The 22728-nt window shown below is 71.7% G+C and carries 17 protein-coding genes; 8 read left to right on the top strand and 9 right to left on the bottom strand.

Annotation, left to right across the window (positions count from 1 at the left end):
* Positions 1 to 25 precede the first annotated feature (25 nt).
* Complete coding sequence (locus ACQP2Y_RS03235; protein ID WP_433724433.1) at positions 26 to 3622, bottom strand: WGR and DUF4132 domain-containing protein; 3597 nt, start codon at positions 3620 to 3622, stop codon at positions 26 to 28.
* Positions 3623 to 3687: 65 nt separating this feature from the next.
* Here ACQP2Y_RS03235 and ACQP2Y_RS03230 point away from each other — a divergent pair, with 65 nt between their 5' ends.
* Entirely contained in the window at positions 3688 to 4113 is a 426-nt protein-coding gene (locus ACQP2Y_RS03230) for an NUDIX domain-containing protein (RefSeq protein ID WP_433724431.1), read from the top strand.
* Here the strand turns inward: ACQP2Y_RS03230 and ACQP2Y_RS03225 are convergent.
* Both ACQP2Y_RS03225 and ACQP2Y_RS03220 read right to left on the bottom strand, forming a co-directional pair.
* A complete protein-coding gene (locus ACQP2Y_RS03225) occupies positions 4110 to 5006 on the bottom strand; it encodes an LLM class flavin-dependent oxidoreductase (RefSeq protein WP_433724429.1) in 897 nt (298 codons plus the stop codon). The two genes, ACQP2Y_RS03230 and ACQP2Y_RS03225, sit on opposite strands and share 4 nt — an antisense overlap.
* The gene (locus ACQP2Y_RS03220) at positions 5003 to 7228 is read right to left on the bottom strand and encodes an LLM class flavin-dependent oxidoreductase (protein WP_433724427.1); all 2226 of its coding nucleotides are present in this window, start codon (positions 7226 to 7228) and stop codon (positions 5003 to 5005) included. Before ACQP2Y_RS03220 ends, ACQP2Y_RS03225 begins: the two co-directional genes overlap by 4 nt.
* A gap of 85 nt (positions 7229 to 7313) precedes the next feature.
* Here ACQP2Y_RS03220 and ACQP2Y_RS03215 point away from each other — a divergent pair, with 85 nt between their 5' ends.
* Complete coding sequence (locus ACQP2Y_RS03215; RefSeq protein ID WP_433724425.1) at positions 7314 to 7784, top strand: MarR family winged helix-turn-helix transcriptional regulator; 471 nt, start codon at positions 7314 to 7316, stop codon at positions 7782 to 7784.
* A gap of 1 nt (position 7785) precedes the next feature.
* Here ACQP2Y_RS03215 and ACQP2Y_RS03210 read toward each other — a convergent pair whose 3' ends face one another.
* On the bottom strand, positions 7786 to 9708 hold the full coding sequence (locus ACQP2Y_RS03210; protein ID WP_433724423.1) for a hypothetical protein: 1923 nt from the start codon (positions 9706 to 9708) through the stop codon (positions 7786 to 7788).
* A 114-nt stretch (positions 9709 to 9822) separates the two neighbouring features.
* On the opposite strand from ACQP2Y_RS03210, the gene ACQP2Y_RS03205 reads away from it, so the two are divergent.
* Genes ACQP2Y_RS03205 through ACQP2Y_RS03195 form a run of 3 tightly spaced genes read left to right on the top strand, consistent with a single transcriptional unit; the run spans position 9823 to position 14656 of the window.
* The gene (locus ACQP2Y_RS03205; protein ID WP_433724421.1) at positions 9823 to 10443 is read left to right on the top strand and encodes an L-threonylcarbamoyladenylate synthase; all 621 of its coding nucleotides are present in this window, start codon (positions 9823 to 9825) and stop codon (positions 10441 to 10443) included.
* A gap of 56 nt (positions 10444 to 10499) precedes the next feature.
* On the top strand, positions 10500 to 13619 hold the full coding sequence (gene ileS / locus ACQP2Y_RS03200) for an isoleucine--tRNA ligase (protein ID WP_433724419.1): 3120 nt from the start codon (positions 10500 to 10502) through the stop codon (positions 13617 to 13619).
* Entirely contained in the window at positions 13619 to 14656 is a 1038-nt protein-coding gene (locus tag ACQP2Y_RS03195) for a WD40/YVTN/BNR-like repeat-containing protein (protein WP_433724417.1), read from the top strand. The genes ileS and ACQP2Y_RS03195 overlap by 1 nt, the downstream gene beginning before the upstream one ends.
* 28 nt (positions 14657 to 14684) lie before the next feature.
* On the opposite strand, the gene ACQP2Y_RS03190 is transcribed toward ACQP2Y_RS03195, so the two are convergent.
* From ACQP2Y_RS03190 to ACQP2Y_RS03175, 4 genes are all read right to left on the bottom strand, one after another.
* Complete coding sequence (locus ACQP2Y_RS03190) at positions 14685 to 16274, bottom strand: methyl-accepting chemotaxis protein (RefSeq protein ID WP_433724415.1); 1590 nt, start codon at positions 16272 to 16274, stop codon at positions 14685 to 14687.
* A 122-nt stretch (positions 16275 to 16396) separates the two neighbouring features.
* Positions 16397 to 17401 (bottom strand): hypothetical protein, encoded by a 1005-nt coding sequence (locus tag ACQP2Y_RS03185; RefSeq protein WP_433724413.1) that lies wholly within the window; start codon positions 17399 to 17401, stop codon positions 16397 to 16399.
* A complete protein-coding gene (locus tag ACQP2Y_RS03180; RefSeq protein ID WP_433724411.1) occupies positions 17398 to 18072 on the bottom strand; it encodes a response regulator in 675 nt (224 codons plus the stop codon). The genes ACQP2Y_RS03185 and ACQP2Y_RS03180 overlap by 4 nt, the downstream gene beginning before the upstream one ends.
* Positions 18069 to 19328 (bottom strand): sensor histidine kinase, encoded by a 1260-nt coding sequence (locus ACQP2Y_RS03175; RefSeq protein ID WP_433724409.1) that lies wholly within the window; start codon positions 19326 to 19328, stop codon positions 18069 to 18071. The genes ACQP2Y_RS03180 and ACQP2Y_RS03175 overlap by 4 nt, the downstream gene beginning before the upstream one ends.
* A gap of 145 nt (positions 19329 to 19473) precedes the next feature.
* Between ACQP2Y_RS03175 and ACQP2Y_RS03170 the strand changes: the two genes are divergently transcribed.
* Both ACQP2Y_RS03170 and ACQP2Y_RS03165 read left to right on the top strand, forming a co-directional pair.
* Complete coding sequence (locus ACQP2Y_RS03170) at positions 19474 to 20388, top strand: ATP-binding cassette domain-containing protein (RefSeq protein ID WP_433724407.1); 915 nt, start codon at positions 19474 to 19476, stop codon at positions 20386 to 20388.
* Positions 20385 to 21224, top strand: coding sequence for an ABC transporter permease (locus tag ACQP2Y_RS03165; RefSeq protein ID WP_433724405.1), 840 nt, complete (start codon positions 20385 to 20387; stop codon positions 21222 to 21224). The genes ACQP2Y_RS03170 and ACQP2Y_RS03165 overlap by 4 nt, the downstream gene beginning before the upstream one ends.
* A gap of 30 nt (positions 21225 to 21254) precedes the next feature.
* Here the strand turns inward: ACQP2Y_RS03165 and ACQP2Y_RS03160 are convergent, their stop codons facing one another.
* Positions 21255 to 21416, bottom strand: a complete 162-nt coding sequence (locus ACQP2Y_RS03160) for a hypothetical protein (RefSeq protein WP_433724403.1) — start codon at positions 21414 to 21416, stop codon at positions 21255 to 21257.
* Between the two features lie 275 nt (positions 21417 to 21691).
* On the opposite strand from ACQP2Y_RS03160, the gene ACQP2Y_RS03155 reads away from it, so the two are divergent.
* On the top strand, positions 21692 to 22438 hold the full coding sequence (locus ACQP2Y_RS03155) for an alanyl-tRNA editing protein (protein WP_433724401.1): 747 nt from the start codon (positions 21692 to 21694) through the stop codon (positions 22436 to 22438).
* Positions 22439 to 22728: the final 290 nt, after the last annotated feature.

Below are 22728 nucleotides of genomic sequence, written 5' to 3'. Positions count from 1 at the left end.
AGCCCGGCGGTGGGATGAGTGGGCGTCATGCGGTCAGCTCCGTCAGGTCGCGGATGATTTCGGAGGCGGTGACCGGATCCAGCCGGCCCAGTGGGACGTGGCCCTGGTTAGTGTTCCAGCGCCCGCCCGTGCCGTCGGAAACGAAGATCATCTCCAGGGTCTGCTCCGGGAAGATGTCCATCGCGCCGATCGCGATGCCCGGCTCCAGGCTGATGACGACCTCCTGGCCCGGACCGACAGCCAGCTCGATGCGACCCTGCACGCCCGCGTCCTGCGGGGTCTCGCGCCGCCAGCCTTTGCGTTCGAGGCCGATCACCCGGCCGGTCGGCACGGTGTGTCCCTCGAAGCGGGCCAGCCGGCCGCCCGCCGCCTCCTCCGCGGTCAGGCTGAACGTCTCGCGGCCGAGCTGCGCGAACGGTTGCAGGATCTCGTAGTCGGCGAAGACCTCGACCCAGTCGGGCCGGTGGTCACCCAGGTGCAGCGGGTGGGCGACCCCGACCGACGCGTCGTCGGCCAGCGACACCTCGTCGTCGTGCACGTCCGAGAAGCTTCTGTCCTCGGCCACCCGGATCGCCCCGGTCGGTTGGCCGTTCTCGTCGTAGACCGCCCAGACCAGGCGCCGGACGATGTGCCAGAGCAGCGGGTGGGCGACGAACAGCTGGCGGAACTCGGCGCCGGTCCAGCGGCGGCCGGTGACCATCGCTCGTTCGAGGCGGCGGATCTGGTCGGTGGCGACCGTGCGGACGTCCTTCTTCAGCGCGGCGAATCGCTGGTAGGCCACGGGTGCCAGCTCGGCGTCGTCGCGGGCGCCGGGCTTGGGCAGGGCTTTGAGGTGCTTGCCGGCTGTGTCGGCCACGTACGGGCGGAGCTGCTCGTCGAAGCCGACCGTGAACTGGCGGGTGCCGTAGTCGAGCACCATGCTGCCGGCGTCGTCGAGCCCGAACCGGGGCACCAGCCGGTCGGCGAGCTGGTCGGCGCTGAGCCCCAGCCCGGCGGCGACCTCTTCCATCTTCTGACCCGCGGCCGCCTTGAGCCCCTTGAACTTCGCCCGTTGCGCGATGCCGTGCAGGTGCATGAGGGCGACGTCGGTGCCGATCCGGGCCAGCACCTGCACGCCGGTGACCGCCCGCGCGTGGCCGCCCTCGCCGGGCCAGGCCAGGATCACCGGGGTCAGCCGGCGGACGGTCTCGTCGTCGCCGACCACGCCCAGGGTGTCCAGGACCCAGCTCTCCTTGCTGTTGGCCCCGGAAGTCTGCCAGCGCTGGAAGAGCCCCCAGGCGAACTCTGCGAGGTCGGCTGGCTCGCACGCCTGCCGGACGACGTCAACTCCGGCGTACGGCGTGCCGGCCCGGCCCAGCGCGAGCACCATCACGAGATTGGTGACCGCCTCGGCGGGCAGGGCGCCGGCGCCGTCACGCAACCGCACCGGGGGCAGCAGTCCGGGGACGGCCCAGGCGGGCACGGCCGGGAGTTTGGCCGGCAGCACGGACAGCGGATCGGTCTCCAGCAACGTCTGGACGGCCGCGGTCGCCGCGTCGCCGTAGCTGTGGGCGGCCGAGCGCACCACCTCGGTGTATCCGTTGGCGTGCAACGCGAGCAGCGCCTCCTCGGCCTGGCGGCGTGGGACGCCGGCCTTGTCGAGCGCCGCCGGCACCAGCGCCCGGGCCGCCGCCTCGGGGTGCCGCCGCAGCCAGGTGAGGGCGGTCTCGCGGACGCTCTTGAGCCGTGCGTACGCGTCGGCCATCAGGACCGCGATCTCCGGAGCGGCGAAGGGCAGCAGCAGATCGGCGGCCTCCGCGGGGCTGCGCCGGGCCAGATCCAGGGCCGCCGGCAGGGCGTCGAGCTCGAACCGGGCGACGACGATCCGCATCCACAGGGCGGCCTGCCAGGTCTCGCGCACCCGCCACGTCGCCAGGAGCGGGCGGGCGAACTCCTCGGGCGCGGCGACGAAGAACTCAGCCGGCTCGGACCAGCGGCTGGTGCCGGCCGCGATCCGCTCGGCCTTGCCCTGCCAGTCCCCGGTGCCGTCGGCATACATCTCGTAGCGGGTCTGCCGCCAGCTCTCCCGCTCGTCGTGGAGCCAGCTGATCGAGGGCGCGTCGGTGCAGGTCAGGCCGGTGATAACCACCGGCTTGGCCGCTCGTTGGGGCTGCCGCCACGGTGGGTCGAGCAGCAGCGGCGGCACGGCTGACAGTGGCGCCGGCACGACTGCCGCCGCCTGCTCGCGGATCGTCTCCACGCGCTGCCGGGCGGTGGTGCTGAGCAGCGGCAGGACCGGCTCGACGACGCCGGGGTGGGCGAGCACGTGGGCGCGCAGCAGCTCGGCCACGGCGGGCTTGGTGGCGCCCTCGGCGAGCATCCGCAGGGCTCGCGCGGGACTGCGGTCGGCCGCCTCGAGCAGGGCCGGCGGCACGTACTTGACGTCGATCCGGTCGATCAGCCCGCGCATCACCTCGTCGCTGGGCAGCACGGCGAGCACGCTCAGCAGCCGCCGCTCGGCCTCCGCGAAGTCGATCGTGTCGAGCCAGTGGAACAGGGCCGGTCCCGCGGCGACGCCGACGCCGTCGACCAGGGTGGCCAGCATCGCCATCGACGAGGGCACGGAGTAGGGGCTGACGATCGCCGCGAGCGCGGTCACCTGCTTTTCCGAGCCGGCGGCGCTCAGCAATGCGGCCGCGCGGCAGCTGTCCGCGTCGGTGATGGCGGTGTCGACGTCCTCGGCGACCCACTCGTGCCGGGCCGGCACCAGCACCGACGTCGCCGTCCGCGCGTAGGCCCCGGCCGCCCGGTACGGCGTGATGGCCTCGATCACCTCGGCATGCTCCTGCTCGGAGGCGGCCGCGAGGGCCGTGCGGACGCGCAGCGCGGTCATCAGCGCCGGATCGCTGTGCCAGCCGCGGCGTTCCTCGCCCGGGCGGATGACCCGGATGCCGAAGTGCTGGTGGGCGCTGGCCCGGGGGCCGGGCGGGAGGCCGTCGTCGAGCTTGAGGGTCATCAGCTCGACCGCGGCCACGGCGGCGAAGGGCAGCCCCCGCTCGGCGATCCACAGGTCGGCGAAGGCGACGAACTTCTCGTTGACGTCCCAGTTGCCCAGGGTCGCGGCGGCGGCGACGGCGGCCGCTCCGAGCGGCGTGGCCTGCGGATCTCCCTCCAGCCAGTCCGCGCCGGCCCGGGCCACGGCCGGATCGGTGACCGGTGCCTGGAAGGCCTTGAGGACTCCGCCGGGGCGGCGGCTGAGGAGCTCGTCGGTCACCGCGCGTGCCTTGGCGTCGGGCACGAACGTCGTGGAGCCGGCGCTGCCCCGGCGGGCGTAGCGGTGCCGGTGCCAGGCGGCCGGGAAGACGAAGGTGTCCTCGTCGGTGGGGGCGGGCGGCGCCGGATCCGGTGTGCGGGAGGGGGACGCCGGTGTGGTTGTCGCGGCCGTCTCGCCGTATCCCTTCCGGGTCTTCTCGGCGATCAGCTTGCCCTCGTGGGCCGCGGCCTCGGCCGCCGTGGCGAAGGTCTTGACTTTGGTCTGGCCCGTCGTGCCGACGCGCCCCCAGCGGACCGTCACCTCGGTGCCGGTCTGGTCGATCTCCCAGAACTTCGCCGACGTGCCGTCGGCGAACTCGAAACTGCGCATGTGCGAAACCCTCCATCGGCACCGGTGCGAGGCACGGTAGCGATCCGGTACGACAAAATCATCGGATGGGTAGACCGGTGGTGGGAGTTGGATTGATCTTGGTGGATCCGCGGGGCCGGGTGCTGCTCGGTAACCGCATCAAGGCCGGCGAGGAGCCGACCTGGTGCCTGCCCGGCGGTCACGTCGAGGGCGGCGAGACCATCGAGCAGGCCGCCGCCCGGGAGGCGGCCGAGGAGGCCGGCATCGAGGGTACGCAGCCAGAAGTCATCGCCATCGGCGTGCAGACCACGGGCAGCGGGATGACCGCCGCGACAGTGGCACCGTGGCCCGGCACCCCGCCGCAGGCCCTCGAACCGGACGTCCTGACCGACTGGGGCTGGTACGCCCCGGACGAGCTGCCCGAGCCGCTCTACCCGCCGTCGGCCATGAGCCTCACCGTCTGGCGCGGCCTGCCCCCGCCCGACGGCTGGCGCGTCTACCCGGTGCGTTAGCCGCGTTCGGCCGCGACCAGTTCCCGGGTGGCCGGGGCGACCTCGGCCGCGAAGCGCTCGATCGTCGCCGGGTCGTCGGCCGCCAGGATGAAGGCGCTGACGCCGTACTCCAGGGTCAGCCCGGCCAGGTCCTCGGCCCACTGCTCGGCCGGACCCTGCAGGAAGGCCCGTCCGGCCGGGGCGAATTCGCCGCTGATGTTGAGCAGCCGCCGGACCGCCCGCGGATCCCGGCCGGCCGCCTGCGCGCCCTCGTCGATGTGCTGGTTGATCGCCGTCAGGTCGTCGGCGCCGTTCGGCAGGTAGCCCAGCGACGGCAGGGCACCGTCCGCGGCCCGGCCGATCAGCCGCAGCATCCGCGGCTTGTACGCCCCCACCCAGATCTTGATGTCGTGCGCCGGAGCGGGCCCCCGCTTGGCCCCGCTGACCCGGTAGTAGTCGCCTTCCACCTTGACCGGCCCCGCCTTGTCCACAGCCCAGATCTCCCGGATGATCTCGATGCCCTCGGCCAGCGCGGCCACCGACTCACCCGGGCTCAGCCGGCGGCTGCCCATCGCCTCGATCGCGTCCCAGAAGCCGCCGGCGCCGATGCCGAGCTCGATCCGGCCGCCGCTGAGCAGGTCGAGGCTGGCCGCCGCCCGGGCCAGCACGGCCGGCGGGCGCAGCGGCAGGTTGAGCACGTTGCCGCTGAGGTGGATCCGCTCGGTACAGGCCGCCGCGTACGACAGCAGCGTCCACGTGTCGTGGAAGCGCGGCAAGTACGGGTGGTCCTGGAAGGTGGCCAGGTCCAGCCCGGCCCGGTCCGAGACGACGGCCAGTTCCGCCGCCTGGTGCACGGGTTGCGCGGTGGGCGTGATGAACGTGCCGAAGAGCAGGTCGTGCCCGTAGTCGGTCATCGGGTCTCCAGGGTGGTCCGGATCGGGAAGTTGTCGCGGAACAGGTGTTGCGGGTCGTAGCGGCGCTTGAGCTCCCGCAACCGTTCCAGGGTGCGCGGCGGGAAGGCGTCGGCGAGGCGTTCCGGGCGCTGGTCGCTCTCGAAGCTGAGGTAGAGGCCGTCGAAGTGGGCGGCGAGGGCGTCCCAGAGCGGGTCGAGCCGGCGCTTGCTGGAGCCCATCACCACCACGGAGAAGTTGGCCGAGCGGTAGCCGTAGGCGGTGGCGTCGGCCGGGACGTCGGCCACCGCGCCGCCGACCGTGCGGATCTGGAACCAGTGGATCGCGCCGCTGGCGATCAGCGCGGCCGCGGCCGCCGCGAACTCCGGGGTGAGGTGCTCGATCAGGCCGGACCGCGAGACCGGCTCGCCCTCGGCCTGGTGGTAGCCGTCGCCGGCCCGGGCCAGCACCGCCGCGTACGGCGCCAGCACCACGTTCTGCTGGTACAGCGGCCCGGCACTCGCCACCGGGGTGAGCTGGTCGATGATCGTCTGCGGGTCGTCGTTGTCGACCATGGCCATCAGCTGCGCGACGCCGGGCTGCCCCGGTCGCGGCCGGCCCATGATCAGTTGCCCGCTGAGGTCGCGCGGCGCGGCCTCGATCGCCGCACCCCAGCGCACCAGCAGGTCGGCCGGATCGTCGGCGCCCACCACGAACTGCGCCCAGCCCACCTCGCCGACCTCGTCCACCTCGAAGTCGAACGACGTCACCACGCCGAAGTTGGCCCCGGCCCCGCGGACGGCCCAGAACAGCTCTGGGTTCTCGTCCTCGGCGGCGCGGACCACCGAGCCGTCGGCCAGCACGATCTCCACCGCGCGCAGGTGATCGATGGTCAGCCCGTGCTTGCGGGCCAGCCAGCCGACCCCACCCGCGGTGGCCAGGCCACCGACCCCGACCCCGCCGTAGTCGCCCGAGCTCAGCGCCCAGCCGTACGGCCGCAGCGCATCGGCCACCTCCGACCAGCGCGCGCCCGGCCCGACCCGGATCAGCCGGCGCTGCTCGTCGAGCACCTCGATGGTGTTCATCGCGGCCACGCTCAGCACCAGGCCACCGTCGTTGGTGGACCGTCCGCTGATCCCGTGCCCGGCGCTGCGTACCGAGAAGGGCAGGCCGGGGTGGGCGCGGACGAAGGCCAGCGCGTCGACCACCTCGGCCGTGCTGCGGGCTCGCAGGACGAGACCGGGAGCCCCGCCGCGCATGTACGTCGAGCGGACCCGGGCGTAGTCCAGGTCGCCGGGCTCGACTGCGCGCTCGGCCAGGCTCGGGGGCACGTTGTCGTAGTCGATGCCGGGACGGCGCTTGGCGCGTACCGCCGCGGGCCGGAAGACGGCCGTGGGCGCGGCCGGCAGCTCGCGGGCCACGGCCTCGCGCAGCGCCGGCATCACGTCGCGGGCGAAGCGGTCCAGCGTGGCGGTGTCATCGGCCGGGACGATGAACGTGCTGACGCCGGCCTCCAGCACCAGCGCGAGCAGCTCCGGCACGGTGTGGTCGGCGGTGATGTGCAGCAGGCGGCGGATCTCGGCGGGCTCGCGCCCGGCTCCCAGGGCGGCCTCGTCGATGATCTTGTTGGCGGCGGCGTACTCACCGGGCCGGAACGCGGTCAGGGTGGCCGCCCAGCCGTCCGCCTTGCGCCCGGCGAGCCGCAGCATCGGTGACTGGTCGCCGTCGAGCCAGATCGGGATGCGGTGCGCGGGCAGCGGACCGCGCTGCGCCTGCGGGATGCGGTAGTGCGCGCCCAGGTGCCGCAGCGGGCGCGGCTCGCCCGCGTCCAGGACGCCCCGGACGATGTCGATCGCCTCGTCCAGCGCGGCAACGGCCTGGTCCGGCTCGGTCCGGCGGCCGCCCATCGCCTCGATCGCGTCCTGATCGCCGCTCCACCCGAGCGCCAGCTCCAACCGGCCGTCGGAGAGCAGGTCCAGGCTCGCCGCGGCGCGGGCCAGCACCGCGGGATCGCGCAGGGGGACGGTGAGCGCGGCCGGCGCCAGCCGCACCCGCCCGGTACGCCCGGCGACCCAGCCCAGCACGGTCCACGCGTCGAGCAGCCCCGGCTCGTCCGGGCGGTCCTCGACGGCGACCAGGTCGTAGCCGAGCTCCTCCGCGTGGCGAGCCAGGTCGGCCGCCTCCACGGGTGTCCCGGCCGACGACGCGACCAGGGCGCCGAACGTCAGCGGGTGTCCGTAGTTCATCGCGTACTCCTCAGCCGGTTGATACATCAACCTAGTTGATACATCAACCGGCGGCCTTCCGGCAAATGGAAGTACGATTCCCGGCGTGAGTGCGACCGCCGACGTCTCCGCCGCCTGGCGGGCGTATCAGCGCATGCGCCTGCAACTCAACGGCCGGATCAGCCGTGAGCTCTACCGCTCCACCGGGCTGTCCGAGGCCGACTTCGACATCCTGTTCTTCCTGGAGGAGTCCCCCGGCGGCAGCGTGCGGTCGATCGCCCTGCGCTGCGGCCTGGAGTGGGAGAAGTCACGACTGTCCCACCAGCTGCGCCGGATGCAGGGCCGCGGACTGATCACCAAGACCGCCGACGCGGTAGTGGAGCTCACCGACAAGGGCCGCGAGCAGATCGCCGCCGCGCGGGCCTGTCACGGCGCCGCGGTCCGCCGCTACTTCGGCGACGTGCTGACCGATGACCAGCTCGCCGCGCTCACCGCGATCTCCGACCAGGTGGTGGCCCGGCTGGCGGACGACTCCACCCGGGACCACGCACACGCGCGGCCCCGGGCGGAAGCCTGACCTACGGCTGACTGCGCGGACTGTCCGGCGCCAGCGTGTCGATGAACTCGTGCGGGCTGTGCACCTCGACGGTCCGGCGGGCGGCGTCGGCCTCGGCCGCCAGCGCCTTGGCCGCACCGGCCGGGTCGACCCCGGCCCGCTTCGCGCCGGCGACGACCTGGTTGTAGGCGCCCTCGGCGAACGCGTACGCGGCCCGGTAGTCGTGCCGCGCGAACGCCTTGGTCGACAGACCCAGCAGCACGTCGGCCGCACGCAGCTGCACCTTCGCCCGCGACGCCCGGGACGACGCCAGCACGTCGGCGGCCAGCCGGTTCGCGGCTTCGTGGTACGCCGCCGTCAGGAACCGGTCGCTGTTGTCCCGGTCGAACTGGCTGAAGTCCCAGTTGACGTCGATGTAGCTCATCATCGAGTTGCTCTCGTCGCCGGCGTTGGCGAACAGGAAGCGGCCCGCCGGCTCGTAGTCGACCCCGGTCTCGCTGTCGTAGCCGTCGTGCGGGTGGCTCATGCCCAGGTGGTGGCCGACCTCGTGGATCTGGGTGGTGGTCAGGCCGTACCCGGAGGCGACAACCTCCGGCGAGATGAAGGTGAAGACCCCGGTCTGGGTGCCGTCGACGTAGTTGTCGTCGGCGAAGCCGAGCGCCGGCACGTCCACGCCCTCACCGACGGCGTAGTTGAACACCGGGATCTCGTAGTCGACCCGGCCGGCGTCGTCCTTGGTGCGTTCCAGGTTCGCCCAGTTGTAGAGGTACAGGTTGGCGAACGCCGGATAGCCCGAGTCGGGGTAGCAACTGGTGTCGGTGAGCACCCCGAGGTAGCACTCCTCGGCCTTGGCGTCGTACGGCAGGTCCTGGTTGTCGAAGTCCATCCGGTTGCGCCAGCGCAGCTCGGAGAGCTCGTCGACCAGCAGCTCGGGGGTGATGTAGCGCTCGGACGCGTCGACGCCGGGCCAGCCCTCGTAGGTGTTGCTGTCGATGTTGAGCGACTTGGGCGGCTCCGGCGTGGGCAGCTCGACCGGGTAGAGCGGCGACGACGTCATCAGCAGGTTCAGCGCGACGTAACGGGTGATCAGCGAGAGGTCACCGGCCAGAGCCCCGGGCGCTCGGAAGCCGCCCGCGGTGTACTCCCAGGTGGGCGGCATCCGGTAGTCGACCTCGCCGTCACCGTCGAGGTCCGGGTTGTCGACGTCGTAGTTGCTGGTCCAGGACTCGGGACCGGCGGACAGATCGTGGAACCAGACCCGCCGGGTGCTGCCCAGGCCGGTCTCCTCGTCGTCGGCGGTGGTGCCGCCCCAGGCGATGACCTTGCGGCTGTCCCGCTCCTGGCCGAAGTCGTAGCCGGTGTCCGGGTCCGGCTCGCCGGTCTTGGTGTAGACGTGGAACTTGAAATCGGAGCGGCCGTACCAGTTGATGAAGAAGATCGTGTTGCGCCGGGTGTCGACACCGGCGGGCGGGTGGTACGCGAGCCACTTCTCCACGCTGGGCGCGTCGATGGCGTGGTTGGCCGTGATGTCCTTGACGTTGCTCGCCTGCTCGTTGTAGGCCGTCTGGTACTCGGTCAGCGGCGCGGGCTTGGCCAGCTTGCCCAGCTGCCTGAAGAACTTGTCCTCGTACGACCGGCTGCCGTAGCTGACCTTGTAGTCGTAGGTGTAGGTGATGCCCAGCTTCTCGGTCTGGCCGTAGACCAGGCGGTAGCGGACGAGGGGTTCGTACTTCTTCGGCAGGCCGGACAGGTAGGCGGCCCGGCCGACCTGGTCCGGCTCGTAGCCGAGGAAGACCACGTTGACCGGCACCTTCTCGGTCAGCCGGGGCTGGCCACCGGGATGCAGGTAGGCGTACGAGGATTTCGGTGCGGCGCCCGCTGCTCCCGCGGACGCACCCACCATCGCCGAAATCAGCGCAACGACGAGCGCGGCTCTCCGTCTCATGTGGTCACGCTGCCACTACGCGGACACCGGGTAAAGATTTACGCAGGTAAAGGCATGGATACGTTGGTGCCACGGTTACCGCGATTCACCGGGCCCAGGTTCTAAGCTCTGCGGGTGGCGAAGTATTTCGACGTACATCCGGACAATCCGCAGGCGCGGTCCATCTCCCAGGTGGTCCGCATCCTGCAGGACGACGGGCTGATCGCGTATCCGACCGACTCCTGTTACGCCCTCGGCTGCCGGATCGGCAACGCCAAGGGCCTCGATCGGATCCGCGAGATCCGCCATCTGGGCAGCGACCACCACTTCACCCTGATCTGCCGCGACTTCGCCCAGCTCGGGCAGTTCGTCCACATCAACAATGCGGTCTTCCGGGCGGTCAAGGCCGCCACCCCCGGCAGCTACACCTTCATCCTGCCGGCCACCCGGGAGGTGCCGCGGCGACTGATGCACCCCAAGAAGAAGACCGTCGGGGTACGCATCCCGGAGAACACGGTGACCAGTGCCATCCTCGCCGAGCTGGGCGAGCCGCTGCTCTCCAGCACCCTGCTGCTGCCGGGCGAGGAAGAGCCGCTCACCCAGGGCTGGGAGATCAAGGAACGGCTCGACCACGTGGTGGACGCGGTGATCGACTCCGGTGAGTGCGGCACGGTCCCGACCACCGTCATCGACCTGTCCGGTGGCGAGCCGGAAATCCTGCGGGTCGGCGCGGGCGACCCCACGCGCTTCGAATAACGCTGGCGGCCGCCCATAGGCTGGTGAGTACCACGTTCCGAGAAGAGGAAACGACGATGTATCTACCCGTGCCGGCCCAGGTCGATCTGGGTGCGCTGGACCACGAGGTGCTGCACTTCTGGCAGGCCGAGAGTGTGTTCCACCGCAGCCTCGAGCAGTCCGCGGGCCGCCCGGAGTGGATTTTCTACGAAGGCCCGCCCACCGCGAACGGCATGCCCGGCACGCACCACATCGAGAGCCGGGTCTTCAAGGACGTCTTCCCGCGGTACAAGACGATGAAGGGCTTCCACGTCGCCCGCAAGGCCGGCTGGGACTGCCACGGCCTGCCGGTCGAGCTCGCGGTGGAGAAGGAGCTCGGCTTCACCGGCAAGCAGGACATCGAGGCGTACGGCATCGCCGAGTTCAACGCCCGCTGCCGCGCCTCGGTGACCCGGCACACGGACGCGTTCGCCGAGCTGACCCGGCGGATGGGCTACTGGGTCGACATGGACGACGCGTACCGGACCATGGATCCGGGCTACATCGAGTCGGTCTGGTGGTCGCTGCAGCGGATCTTCGACAAGGGTCTGCTGGTCGAGGACTTCCGGGTGGCGCCCTGGTGCCCGCGGGACCAGACCGCCCTGTCCGACCACGAGCTGGCCCAAGGCTACGAGCAGGACGTCGACCCGTCGGTCTACGTGCGCTTCCCGCTGACCTCCGGCCCGTTCGCCGGGCAGGCCTCGTTGCTGGTCTGGACCACGACGCCCTGGACGCTGGTCTCCAACACCGCCGTCGCGGTCAACCCGGACGTCAGCTACGTCGTGGCGACCGACGGCAACGAGCAGCTCGTCGTCGCTTCGGACCTGCTCGCGGAGGTGCTCGGCGCGGCCTGGACGGTGGTGGCCACCTTCGGCGGCAAGGAGCTCGAACGCTGGACCTACCGGCCGCCGTTCGACCTGGTCGAGGTGCCGGACGCGCACATCGTCATCCTGGCGTCGTACGTGACCACCGACAGCGGCACCGGCCTGGTGCACCAGTCGCCCGCCTTCGGCGCGGACGACCTGGCCAGCTGCCGGGCCTACGGGCTGCCGATGGTCAATCCGGTACGGCCCGACGGCACGTTCGCGCCGGAGGTGCCCCTGGTCGGTGGAGTGTTCTTCAAGACCGCGGATGCCGCGCTGGTGACCGACCTGCAGAGCCGCGGTCTGCTGTTCCGCGAGACCCCGTACGAGCACAGCTACCCGCACTGCTGGCGCTGCCACACGCCCCTGATCTACTACGCGCAGCCGTCCTGGTACGTGCGCACCACAGCCGTCCGCGAGCAGCTGCTGCGCGAGAACGAGCGCACCAACTGGCAGCCCGCGACGATCAAGCACGGCCGCTACGGCGACTGGCTGACCAACAACGTCGACTGGGCGCTCTCCCGGCAGCGCTACTGGGGCACCCCGCTGCCCATCTGGCGCTGCCCGGAAGGCCACCTGACCTGCATCGGTTCCCTGCACGAGCTGAGCGAGCGCACCGGCGAGGACCTGTCCGCGCTGGAACCGCACCGGCCGTTCATCGACGCGGTCACCTTCGCCTGCGAGTGCGGCGCCACCGCCACCCGGGTGCCGGACGTCATCGACGCCTGGTACGACTCCGGCGCGATGCCGTTCGCCCAGTTCGGGTACCCGTACCGCAACAAGGAGCTGTTCGAGCGCAGCTACCCGGCGCAGTTCATCTCTGAGGCGATCGACCAGACCCGCGGCTGGTTCTACACGCTGATGGCCATCGGCACGCTGGTGTTCGACCGGTCCGCGTACGAGAACGTGGTCTGCCTGGGTCACATCGTGGCCGAGGACGGCCGCAAGATGTCCAAGCACCTGGGCAACATCCTGGAGCCGTTGCCGCTGCTGGAACGGCACGGTGCGGACGCCGTGCGGTGGTTCATGGCCGCGGTCGGCTCGCCGTGGTCCTCGCGCCGGGTCGGGCACACCACCTTGCAGGAGGTGGTCCGCAAGACCCTGCTGACGTACTGGAACACGGCCGCTTTCCAGGCGCTGTACGGGCGTACCGCCGGCTGGACGCCGTCGGAGTCGGACCCGGCGCCGGCCGACCGCCCGGTCCTGGACCGCTGGGTCCTGTCCGAGCTGCACACGCTGGCCCGGGACGTGGACGCGGCGCTGGCCGCCTTCGACACCCACGAGGCCGGCAAACTGCTCGCCGCGTTCATCGACGACCTGTCCAACTGGTACGTGCGCCGCAGCCGCCGCCGTTTCTGGCGTGGTGACCCGGCCGCGCTGGCCACGCTGCACGAGGCGCTGGCCACCGTGACGCTGCTGATGGCGCCGATCACGCCGTTCATCACCGAGCGGATCTGGCAGGACATGGTCGTGCCGGTCACGCCGACGGCCGCGCCCTCGGTGCACCTGGCCGCGTACCCGGTCGCCGACGAGTCCCTGATCGACCCGGCGCTGATCGAGCAGATGGCGCTGGCCCGCCGGCTGGTCGAGCTGGGCCGCGCGGCGCGGGCCGACTCGGGCATGAAGACCCGGCAGCCGCTGTCGCGGGCGCTGGCGTCGGCACACGGGTTCGCCGGCCTCTCCCCCGAGCTGCTCGCCGAGATCGCGGCCGAGCTGAACGTCGGCGTCGTGCTGGCGGTCGGCGCGGCCGGCGACTCGCTGGTGGACACCACGGCAAAGGCCAACTTCCGGCCGCTGGGCAAGCGCTTCGGCAAGGGTGTGCAGCAGGTGGCGGCCGCTGTGGCCGCCGCCGACGCGACAGCGCTGAAGGAGTCCCTGCGCTCAACCGGCACCGCCGCAGTCATCGTCGGCGACGAGACCGTCACGCTCAGCCCCGACGAGGTGATCATCACCGAGACCCCGCGCGAGGGCTGGGCGGTCGCCGCCGAGGGCGGCGCGACCCTCGCCCTGGATCTGCACCTGACGCCGGAGCTGCGCCGGGCCGGCCTGGCCCGCGACGCGATCCGGCTGATCCAGGAGGCCCGCAAGACCAGCGGCCTGGAGGTCTCCGACCGGATCGCGCTGCGCTACGCGGCCACCGACGACAACACGGCGGCCGCGCTGGAAGAGCACGCCCAGCTGGTCGCCGACGAGGTGCTGGCCACGGACTACGCCCCCGGTGAGCCGTCCTGGGCCGAGGCCGTCCCGTTCCGCGAGGAGGCGATGGGTCTCACCTTCTGGCTGCGGAAGGTCTGATGCCGGCGGCCAGGTTGCTGCGCGCGCTCGCCGCCCTCGCGCTGGTCGGCGCCTGCGCGTCGGCGCCCACCAACGCCTGGACGGAGCTGTCGCTGCCCGGCCCGGGCCCGCGGCTGCTGCGGGATGCGATCGCGTGCGGCGAGCACTGGTACGTGGTCGGCGGCCGCGTCGGCGCTGACGGCGAGACCAGCCCGGCCGCCTGGGACAGCCCGGACGGCCGGAGCTGGCGCAGCCTCACATTGACCCCGCTGCCCGGCAGCTACTACGGCCCGCGCAGCGTCCTGTACGCCGTGGGCTGCGCGAACGGCCGGATCGCAGCGGTCGGCTCGCGCAGCGGCGGCGCGCACGGCAATCCGCGGACCAGCACCTGGTATCAGCGCCCGGACGGCTCACTCACCGAGGCGGCGGCGCCCTTCGAGACGTACGGCGGTGACACGGCGGTCGACGTCGGCCGGATCTCGGGTGGCCGGTCGGGATTCCTGATCGCCGGCAACCGGACCAGCGGCGCGGCGGCCTGGCTCTCCCCGGACGGCACCCGCTTCCGCCTCTTCGAGAACGCTCCCGGTCTGGCCCGGGCCTTCGCCCGGGACGGCGCTGTCCTCGATGGACGGTTTCTGCTCGTCGGTAGCTTCGGCAACGCGCCCGCCGCGTGGAGCTCGGTCGACGGCAGCTCGTGGCAACGCGCGGAGGTCCCCGACGAGGACGGCTACGACGAGCTGCAACGCGTGGTCCGGCTGGGTGACCAGCTGATCGCGGTCGGCCCGCGCGGCGACACCTTCGGCGCGTGGCGGGGCCCGGACTGGACGGCGGTCGGCCGCTTCGGTAAGCCCGACGCCACCGGCGTACGGTCACTGACCGTCTCAGCCGGACGGTTGTACGCGGCCGCCGGCGGCCTCTGGCGATCCGTCGACGGCGGCCGGTCCTGGGTGACCGTCACGACACCGCGCGGCGCGAGCCCGCTGTCCGCCGTGGCCGGTCACAACGGCGACGTCCTGCTGGTGGCCGGCGATCGGGTCTGGCTGGCTCACGGAGTGTGACACGTCCTTGAAAACCGGCCGCGCCCGGTCAGCGGGCCGGTTCGAGCCGGAACCGGTTGACGATCACCTGCAGGTCGTCGGACATCTCCGCGAGCTGTCCGGCGGCCCGGTTGGCCTCGGTTACACCGACGGTGGTGAGCTGCACCGAAGCGGCCACATCGTTGATCGTCTCAGCCACCCGGCCGCCGGCGTCGGCGGCCTCGGTGACGTTGCGGCTCATCTCGTTGGTGGTCACGGTCTGCTCCTCGACCGCGGAGGCGATGGTGGTCTGGAACTCGCTGATCCGGCCGATGATCTCGCTGATCTCCTCGATCGCGGCGACCGCGCCGACGGTGTCGGTCTGGATGGCGGCCACCCGCTGACCGATGTCCTCGGTCGCCCGCGCGGTCTCCTGGGCCAGATCCTTGACCTCGCTGGCCACCACGGCGAAACCCTTGCCCATTTCTCCGGCCCGGGCCGCCTCGATGGTCGCGTTCAGGGCGAGCAAATTGGTCTGCTCGGCGATCGAGGTGATCACCTTGATCACGTTGCCGATCTCGGTGGACGACTCGCCCAGCTTGGCCATCACCCCGGTCGTGGTGGCGGCGACATCGACCGCGCGCGAGGCGACACCCACGGCCTGGGTGGCACTCTGGCTGATCTCGCGGATGGAAGCGCCCATCTCCTCCGCACCGGCGGCGACGGTCTGGATGTTCGACGACATGGACGCGGCGGACTCGGCGACCGTGCTCGCCTGCCGAGCCCCGGTCTCGGCGCTGGTAGCGCTGTTCTTGCTGGTGGCCGACAGCTCACCGGCGGCGGTGCTGAGCGTGCGGGAGTGCGTGGCGAGATCGTTGACGGTCTGCCGCAGGGTGACGGTGGCCCGGCGCAGCGACGTGGCCATGTGCCCGACCTCGTCCTGCTGGTCCACGTCGAGCTGCTGGGACAGATCACCCTCGGCGACCGCCTCCAGCACCGACGACACCCGGCGCAGCGGCGTGACGATCATGCGGGCCACCCACAGCGCCAGGAAGATGGCGAGCGCCAGCGCGATCACGATGGTCCAGATCAGGCTGGTCCGCGTGGAGCCCACGGTCGCGTCGAACTCCTTCCCGGCGATCAGCGCGGCGTCCGCCCGGCTGAGCTCCGTGGCCAGCTGCTCCTCGTACGCCTTGCGCAGGTCGCGGTTGGCACCCAGGGCGGCCGTGATCGCGGCCTGCCGGTCCGTCCCGTAGGTCGTGAACTCGGCTGCCAGCGCGGTGAACCAGGCGTCCGTGGCCGTCTTGATCTTGTCGACCGTGGCCTGCTGTTCGGGCGCGGCCAGCCCCCGGGCCGTGGCGAGATGCCCGTCGACGGTCTCCTTCCGGCGGAGGGCCTCCTCCTGGAAGCTCTTGTCGCCGGCGATGAGATAGCCGCGCTCGTCGTTGGCGGCGGCCTTGGCCGCCAGGGCGGCGGAGTTCAGGCTGGTGATGTACGGGACGCCGACCTTGAGCTCGTCGTTACGGGTGGTCTTGAGCTCGGCGATCCCGGCCAGGCTCATGTACCCGGTCACCACCATCCCGGCGATGGCCACACCGGCCACGGTGAGAACCTTCGTCGACACCCGCCGGTTCCGGGCCCATCCGGTCAGACCTGCCACGTTGCCACCCCTTCATCCGAGTTGCTCCCCGTGATCCCTATCGACGCGGGTTGCGAATCGCTGATGACCAGGGTGTAAAAACGTTGCCGATTTTCCCCGCCCGACGGCTGGCGGTGCTCTGCTCAGGCGTGCGGCGGCATGCTGCCCGGCGCGGTGGGCACCCGGGCGGCCCTGCTGCCGGCCGCACTCATCGGTGGCATCGGCTGGACCGCTGCGCTGCTCACGGCAACCACCACCATCCGGGGCAGTGCACGCGCCGCCGCGCGCAAAGCCGACTCGCGGGCTCGTGTCTCGCGGGCTCGTGTCTCGCGCACCTGGGCGCGGGTCAGGAGCGTCACGCCGGCTGCCGCGACCACCGCGCTGACCAGGGCGACCGCCGCCCCGAGCAGCCCACCGGTGATCTGCTCCCCCAGCAGCACCAGACCGATGGTCGCCGCCGCGACCGGATTGGCGAGCGTGCTCACCGCCAGCGGCGCGCCCAGCCCGTCACGATAGGAACTCTGCGTGAACAACGTCCCAGCGGTCGACAGCACAGCGATCGCGAGGCCGGCGACGGCGACCGTCGGGTTGAGCAGCGCGCCGAACCCGTCATCCGTGACGTGCACCGCGACGGTCTGGGTCAGGGCCGACGAGACGCCGAACGACACCCCGGCCGCAGCCGCCGTCCACAGGCCCGAAGCGCCGGGCACCGCGCCCCACCCGCCCAGAGCGGTCAGCAGCGCGGCCGTGACCAGCAACAAGCCGACGAGCTGGGCCGTGGTCAGCACCGCGATGCTGGTGGTCGTACCGGCCAGCAGCAGAATGCCGATCAGCCCGGCCACCGTCAGTCCGATGCCCCGGCCCTCGATCCGGGTGACCGCCCGCCGGGCCAGCATCGCCGCGAGCGGCACCGCCAGCACCAGAGTCAGCACCCCGAACGGCTGCACCAGCGACAACGGCCCGTAGCGCAGCGCAACCACGTGCAGGGCCGCACCGACACCGTTGAGCGCGATGGCCGCCCACCACAACGGCATCCCGAGCAGCACGCCGAGCGGTTGCTGGGCCAGCCGCGCCTGCAACACGGCCGCGGCCGCATAACCCGCCGCTGACGCGACGCAGAGCAGAACCGCGAGAACGAGCGCGCTCACGGCTGGTCACCCGGGCGGACCAGACCACTCTGGTACGCGATGACGACCAGTTGCGCCCGGTCCCGGACACCGAGCTTGCCCATGGCCCGGTTGATATGCGTCTTCACGGTCAGCGGCGACAGGTAGAGCCGCTCGGCGATCTCGTCGTTCGACAGTCCGTACGCCACCAGCGCCAGCACCTCCCGTTCCCGGTCGGTGAGCCCGCCCAGCTCCAGGGCGGCCGGCAGCGCACTCGGCACCGGCTGGCTCAGGAAGCGGCTGACCAGCCCACGCGTGGCCGCGGGCGACAGCAACGCCTCACCGGCGGCGACGACCCGGATGGCGTGCAGCAGATCGGCGGGATCAACGTGCTTGCCGAGGAAACCGCTGGCCCCGGCCCGCAGGGCGAGCACGACGTTGTCGTCGTTCTCGAAAGTCGTCAGGACCAGCACCCGCACGCCGGCCAGGTCCTCGGCCGCGGCGATCCGCCGGGTGGCCTCGATGCCGTCCATGTCCGGCATCCGGATGTCCATGAGCACGACGTCGGCACGGGCGGAACGAGCGAGCTCGACGGCCTCACGACCGGTCCCGGCCTCACCGACGACCTCAACCTCGGGGTCAGGCTCCACGAACATCCGAAAGCCGGCCCGGATCAACGGCTGGTCATCAACCAGCAGAACCCGGATCGTCATGACAGCACCTGCTCGCCGTCGACAGCCCTCGCGTTCAGCCGCTCTGCATGGTCGCGGGACGGGAGGTCTGCGCTGGGGAGGTCGGTATGGACCGTGAAGCGGCCGTTGGCGTCCGGGCCCGCGGTCAGCGCTCCCCCGGTCGAGGCGGCGCGTTCCCGCATGCCGATGATGCCGTAGCCCGAGCCGGACCTCGGGACGTCGGGCCGGACCTGATTGGTGATGTCCAGCGTCACCCCGTCGGCGGTGTAGGCCACGGTGAGCCGGGCGGTGCCGTCGCCGTACTTCTGGGCGTTGGTCAGTGCTTCCTGGGCGATCCGAAAGGCGGCGAGGTCGACCAGCGCGGGCAGCTCCCGGGCTTCGCCGAGCCGGTGGTGGTCGACCCGCAGGCCGGCCGCGGCCAGGTCGTCGAGCAGGCCGGACAGCCGGGCCAGGCCGCGGGTCGGTTCGGTGGCCGGCGCCTCGCCCCCGTCCAGGTCGTCGGAGCTGCGCAGCAGGCCGACCACCGAGGCGATCTCCTTGAGCACCGCGTCCGAGGAGCGGCTGATGTGGTCCAGCGCCGGGGCGACCTGCTCCGGACGCAGGTGCAGGATGTGCTTGGCCCCGGTGGCCTGCACCTTGATGACCGCGATGTGGTGGGCGACGACGTCGTGCAGCTCGCGGGCGATCCGTACGCGTTCCTCGACGACCTGGCGCCGGGCCTCCTCGTCGCGGCTCTGCTCGGCCCGCCGGGCGCGTTCCTCGACCTCGGCCACGTACGCCCGCCGGCTGCGGGTCGCGTCGCCGACCGCGGTGGCCATGCCGATCCAGGCCAGCGCGCCGAGATTCTCCGGGGCGTACCAGCTGCCGCCGGCCCAGATCACTCCGCTCAGGCAGACGACCGCTCCGAGGCACACGGCGGTGAGCCACGCCGTCCGCCGGTCGGCCCACGCGGCGTGCGTGAAGAAGAGCAGGACAAGGGCGATCATCAGCATCGGCTGCCGGTCACCCTGCTGAACGGTGAACAGGATCGTGGCGAACGTGGTGAGGATCAGACCGGCCAGGGTGAACCGGCGGCGGAAGGCGATCGCCACGAAGCCGATGGCCGCGGCGATCATGTCGGCGGTGCCCAGCATGCGGGGCTCCTCGCCGTGCCCGCCGCGCCGCACGGCCAGGATCACCGGCACCACCACGGCGAGGGCCAGGGCTGCGTCGCAGAGCTGCGGGTGCCGGCGTACGGCCTGCCACGCCCGCGTCTCACGCACCTCACCCAGCTCCATGGCGATCACGTTACGCGTGGACCTGCCTGCGAAGCGTCGTCCCGGCGCGGTAACAAGGTGACCTCGAATACCACGCTGGTAGTAGTCCGATCTGCCCGCCGCCGGACGACGCCGATCACCGGCCCGCTGAACCAGGCTGGCTGACATGATCGAGGTCCACGAACTCACCAAGCGGTACGGCGCCAAGACCGCCGTCGACAACCTCACCTTCACCGTCAAGCCCGGCATCGTCACCGGCTTCCTCGGCCCCAACGGTGCCGGGAAGTCCACCACGATGCGGATGATCCTGGGACTGGACCGGCCGACGTCGGGCACGGCCACGATCAACGGCCGCCCGTACGCGGAGCACACCGCGCCGCTGAAGCAGGTCGGCGCGCTGCTGGACGCCAAGGCCGTGCACACCGGGCGGTCCGCGTACCACCATCTGCTGGCCATGGCCGCGACCACCGGGGTGCCGCGCACCCGGGTCGACGAAGTGATCGACATCGTCGGTCTGCACGAGGTGGCCCGCAAGCGGGCCGGCGCCTTCTCGCTCGGCATGGGTCAGCGGCTCGGCATCGCGTCGGCGCTGCTGGCCGACCCGGAGGTGCTGATCCTGGACGAGCCGGTGAACGGCCTCGACCCCGAAGGCATCCTCTGGATCCGGCACCTGATGCGGGGCCTGGCCGCGCAGGGCCGTACGGTTTTTGTCTCCTCGCACCTGATGAGCGAGATGGCGCTGACCGCCGAGCACCTGGTGGTCGTGGGTCGCGGCAAGCTGATCGCGGACGTCTCGGTGGCGGAGTTCATCGAGCAGGCCGCACACGACTCGGTCCTGGTCCGCTCGCCGCGAGCCGTGGAGCTGCACGACCTGCTGGCCGGACCGGGCGTCACCGTGCTCAGCGTGGAACGCGGCGCCTTCGAGGTGACCGGCCTGTCCGCCGCCAAGATCGGCGAACGCGCGGCCAACGCAGGGATCGCCCTGCACGAACTGACGGTGCAGCGCCCGTCGTTGGAAGAGGCGTTCATGGAGCTGACCCGGGACGCCGTCGAATACCAGACCGTAGGAGCAGCAGCATGAGCACCGCGACCCTGTCCCCCGAAGCTGCACCGCTCGTCACCCCGGCGGCGGTGTCCAACCTCAAAGTGACGCAGGGCCGGGTGATCCGCTCGGAGTGGATCAAGTTCTGGTCGCTGCGCTCGACGCTGATCACGCTGGCCACCGCGGTCGCGCTGCTGATCGGCATCGGCCTGCTCGCCTCGTCGATGCTGAACTCCGGCGCGGCGACCGGGCCGGGTCCGGAGCCGGGAGAGCTCGGCCCGGTCGACGCGAGTTTGGCCGGCATCACGTTCGCCCAGCTGGCGTTCGGGACCCTGGGCGTGCTGTTCATGGCGAGCGAGTACAGCACCGGCATGATCCGGTCGTCGCTCACCGCCGTACCGAAAAGGTTGCCGGTCCTCTGGGCCAAGATCGCGGTTTTCGCGGTCGTGGTCTTCGTGATCGGCCTGGCGGCGTCGGCAGTGGCCTTCACCGGCGGCCAGGCCCTGATCGGCGACGGCGCGGCGTCCTGGTCCGACGGGGGTGTGGTGCGCGCGGTGATCGGTTCCGCGGTGATCCTGGCCGGGTCGGGCGTGCTGGGGCTGGCGCTGGGTGCGCTGCTGCGGTCCACGCCGGCGGCGATCAGCACTCTGTTCGGGGCGATGTTCCTGCTCAGCGGGGTTGCGCAGCTGCTGTTGCCGGAGTCCTGGCGGGACAACGTCGTGCAGTATCTGCCGTCGGATGCGGGTAGCGCGTTCACGTCGGTCAGTCAGGGGGCGGATGCGCTGTCGCCTTGGGTGGGGCTCGGGGTGTTCGTGGGTTACGTCGGGGCTGTGGTGGTGGGTGGGGCTTGGCGGTTGAAGCGGGCCGATGCGTGATGGGGTTTTCCGCCTCTCGTCGCGTGCTGGTCAGGCTCTGGGATTCCCGTCGGCCGGGTCGGTGGTGGCCAGGATGCGCCGGCCCGCCTGGGCCGGACCGGTAGTGGCCAGCATGCGCCGACCCGCCAGGGCCGGACCGGTAGTGGCCAGCATGCGCCGACCCGCCAGGGCCGGACCGGTAGTGGCCAGCATGCGCCGACCCGCCAGGGCCGGACCGGTGGTGACCAGATGCGCCGGCTCGCCTGGGCCGGACCGGTAGTGGCCAGCATGCGCCGGCTCGCCTGGGCCGGACCGGTGGTGACCAGATGCGCCGACCCGCCAGGACCGGACCGGTAGTGACCAGCATGCGCCGACCCGCCAGGACCGGACCGGTAGTGACCAGGATGCGCTGGCTCACCTGGGCCGGGGTCGGCGAATGTCCAGCTCGGCGCAGGGTGTGGTGCCGGGCGGGGGTTTACGCTCGGGCGATGGTTTTCGAGCAGCACGGACACACCCACCGGCTCGACTGGGTTGATCCGACCATCCGCGAATGGGACTGCACCGTCGTCTGGTCCGACCCGGCCGATCCGGACGCCGGGATCGTGCTCGACCGGTCCGCGTTCTACCCGGGTGGCGGCGGCCAGCCCCCGGACCACGGCGTCCTCATCTGGCAGGGCGTGCAGACCCGGATCGTCGACACCCGCAAGGGCGACGAGCACTACCTGATCCCCGCCCCGGGCGACCCGATCCCACCCGCCGGCGCGACCGTGCGCGGCGCGGTCGACGACGATCGGCGTACCACGCTGATGCGCACCCACTCCGGCCTGCACATCCTGTGCGGCACCGTGTTCCGCGACTTCGGCGCGCTGGTCACCGGCGGGAACATGCAGCCGGGCGAGGCCCGGATGGACTTCAACCTGCCCGAGGTGCCGCCGGGCTTCAAGCAGGCCCTGGAAGACGCGGTGAACGCGGAGATCGCCGCCGACCGCAAGATCGTCGCGCGGGTGCTGCCGCGGGATGAAGCGCTGGCGATCCCGGACCTCGTCCGCACGCAGGACGCGTTGCCACCGCTGGAAAACCCGGAGATCCGGGTGGTGGACATCGTCGGCCTGGACGTCCAGGCCGACGGCGGTACGCACGTGGCGTCCACAGCCCAGGTGGGCCGCGTCCAGGTGGTGAAGGTGGAGAGCAAGGGCCGCCAGAACCGCCGGGTCCGTATCAAGCTGGTCAGTTGATTCCCGCCTCCGATCTCCCGCCTCTGGCCTCTGGCCTCTGGCCTCTCGCCTCTCGCCTCTCGCCTCTCGCCTCTCGCCTCTCGCCTCTCGCCTCTCGCCTCTCGCCTCTCGCCTCTCGCCTAGCATCGCCGGCGGAACCGCGGGGCGGCCGAGGCGCCGACTCCGGCGGAGAGAGCCCGGAAACAGAGTCACCTCGCCCCGCGGGGCGCATTTCGGCCGCCGCGGCGATCAGCGGCCCGCCGGCCCGCCGGGCCACCGATAACCGGGCGGGCCGATGCATGCCGACCCGC

The organism is Actinoplanes sp. CA-051413, from assembly GCF_050955795.1.
Taxonomy (GTDB): Bacteria; Actinomycetota; Actinomycetes; order Mycobacteriales; family Micromonosporaceae; genus Actinoplanes.
The sequence above is the reverse complement of the archived record's forward strand: the minus strand, read 5'-3'. Positions and strand labels throughout refer to the sequence as shown.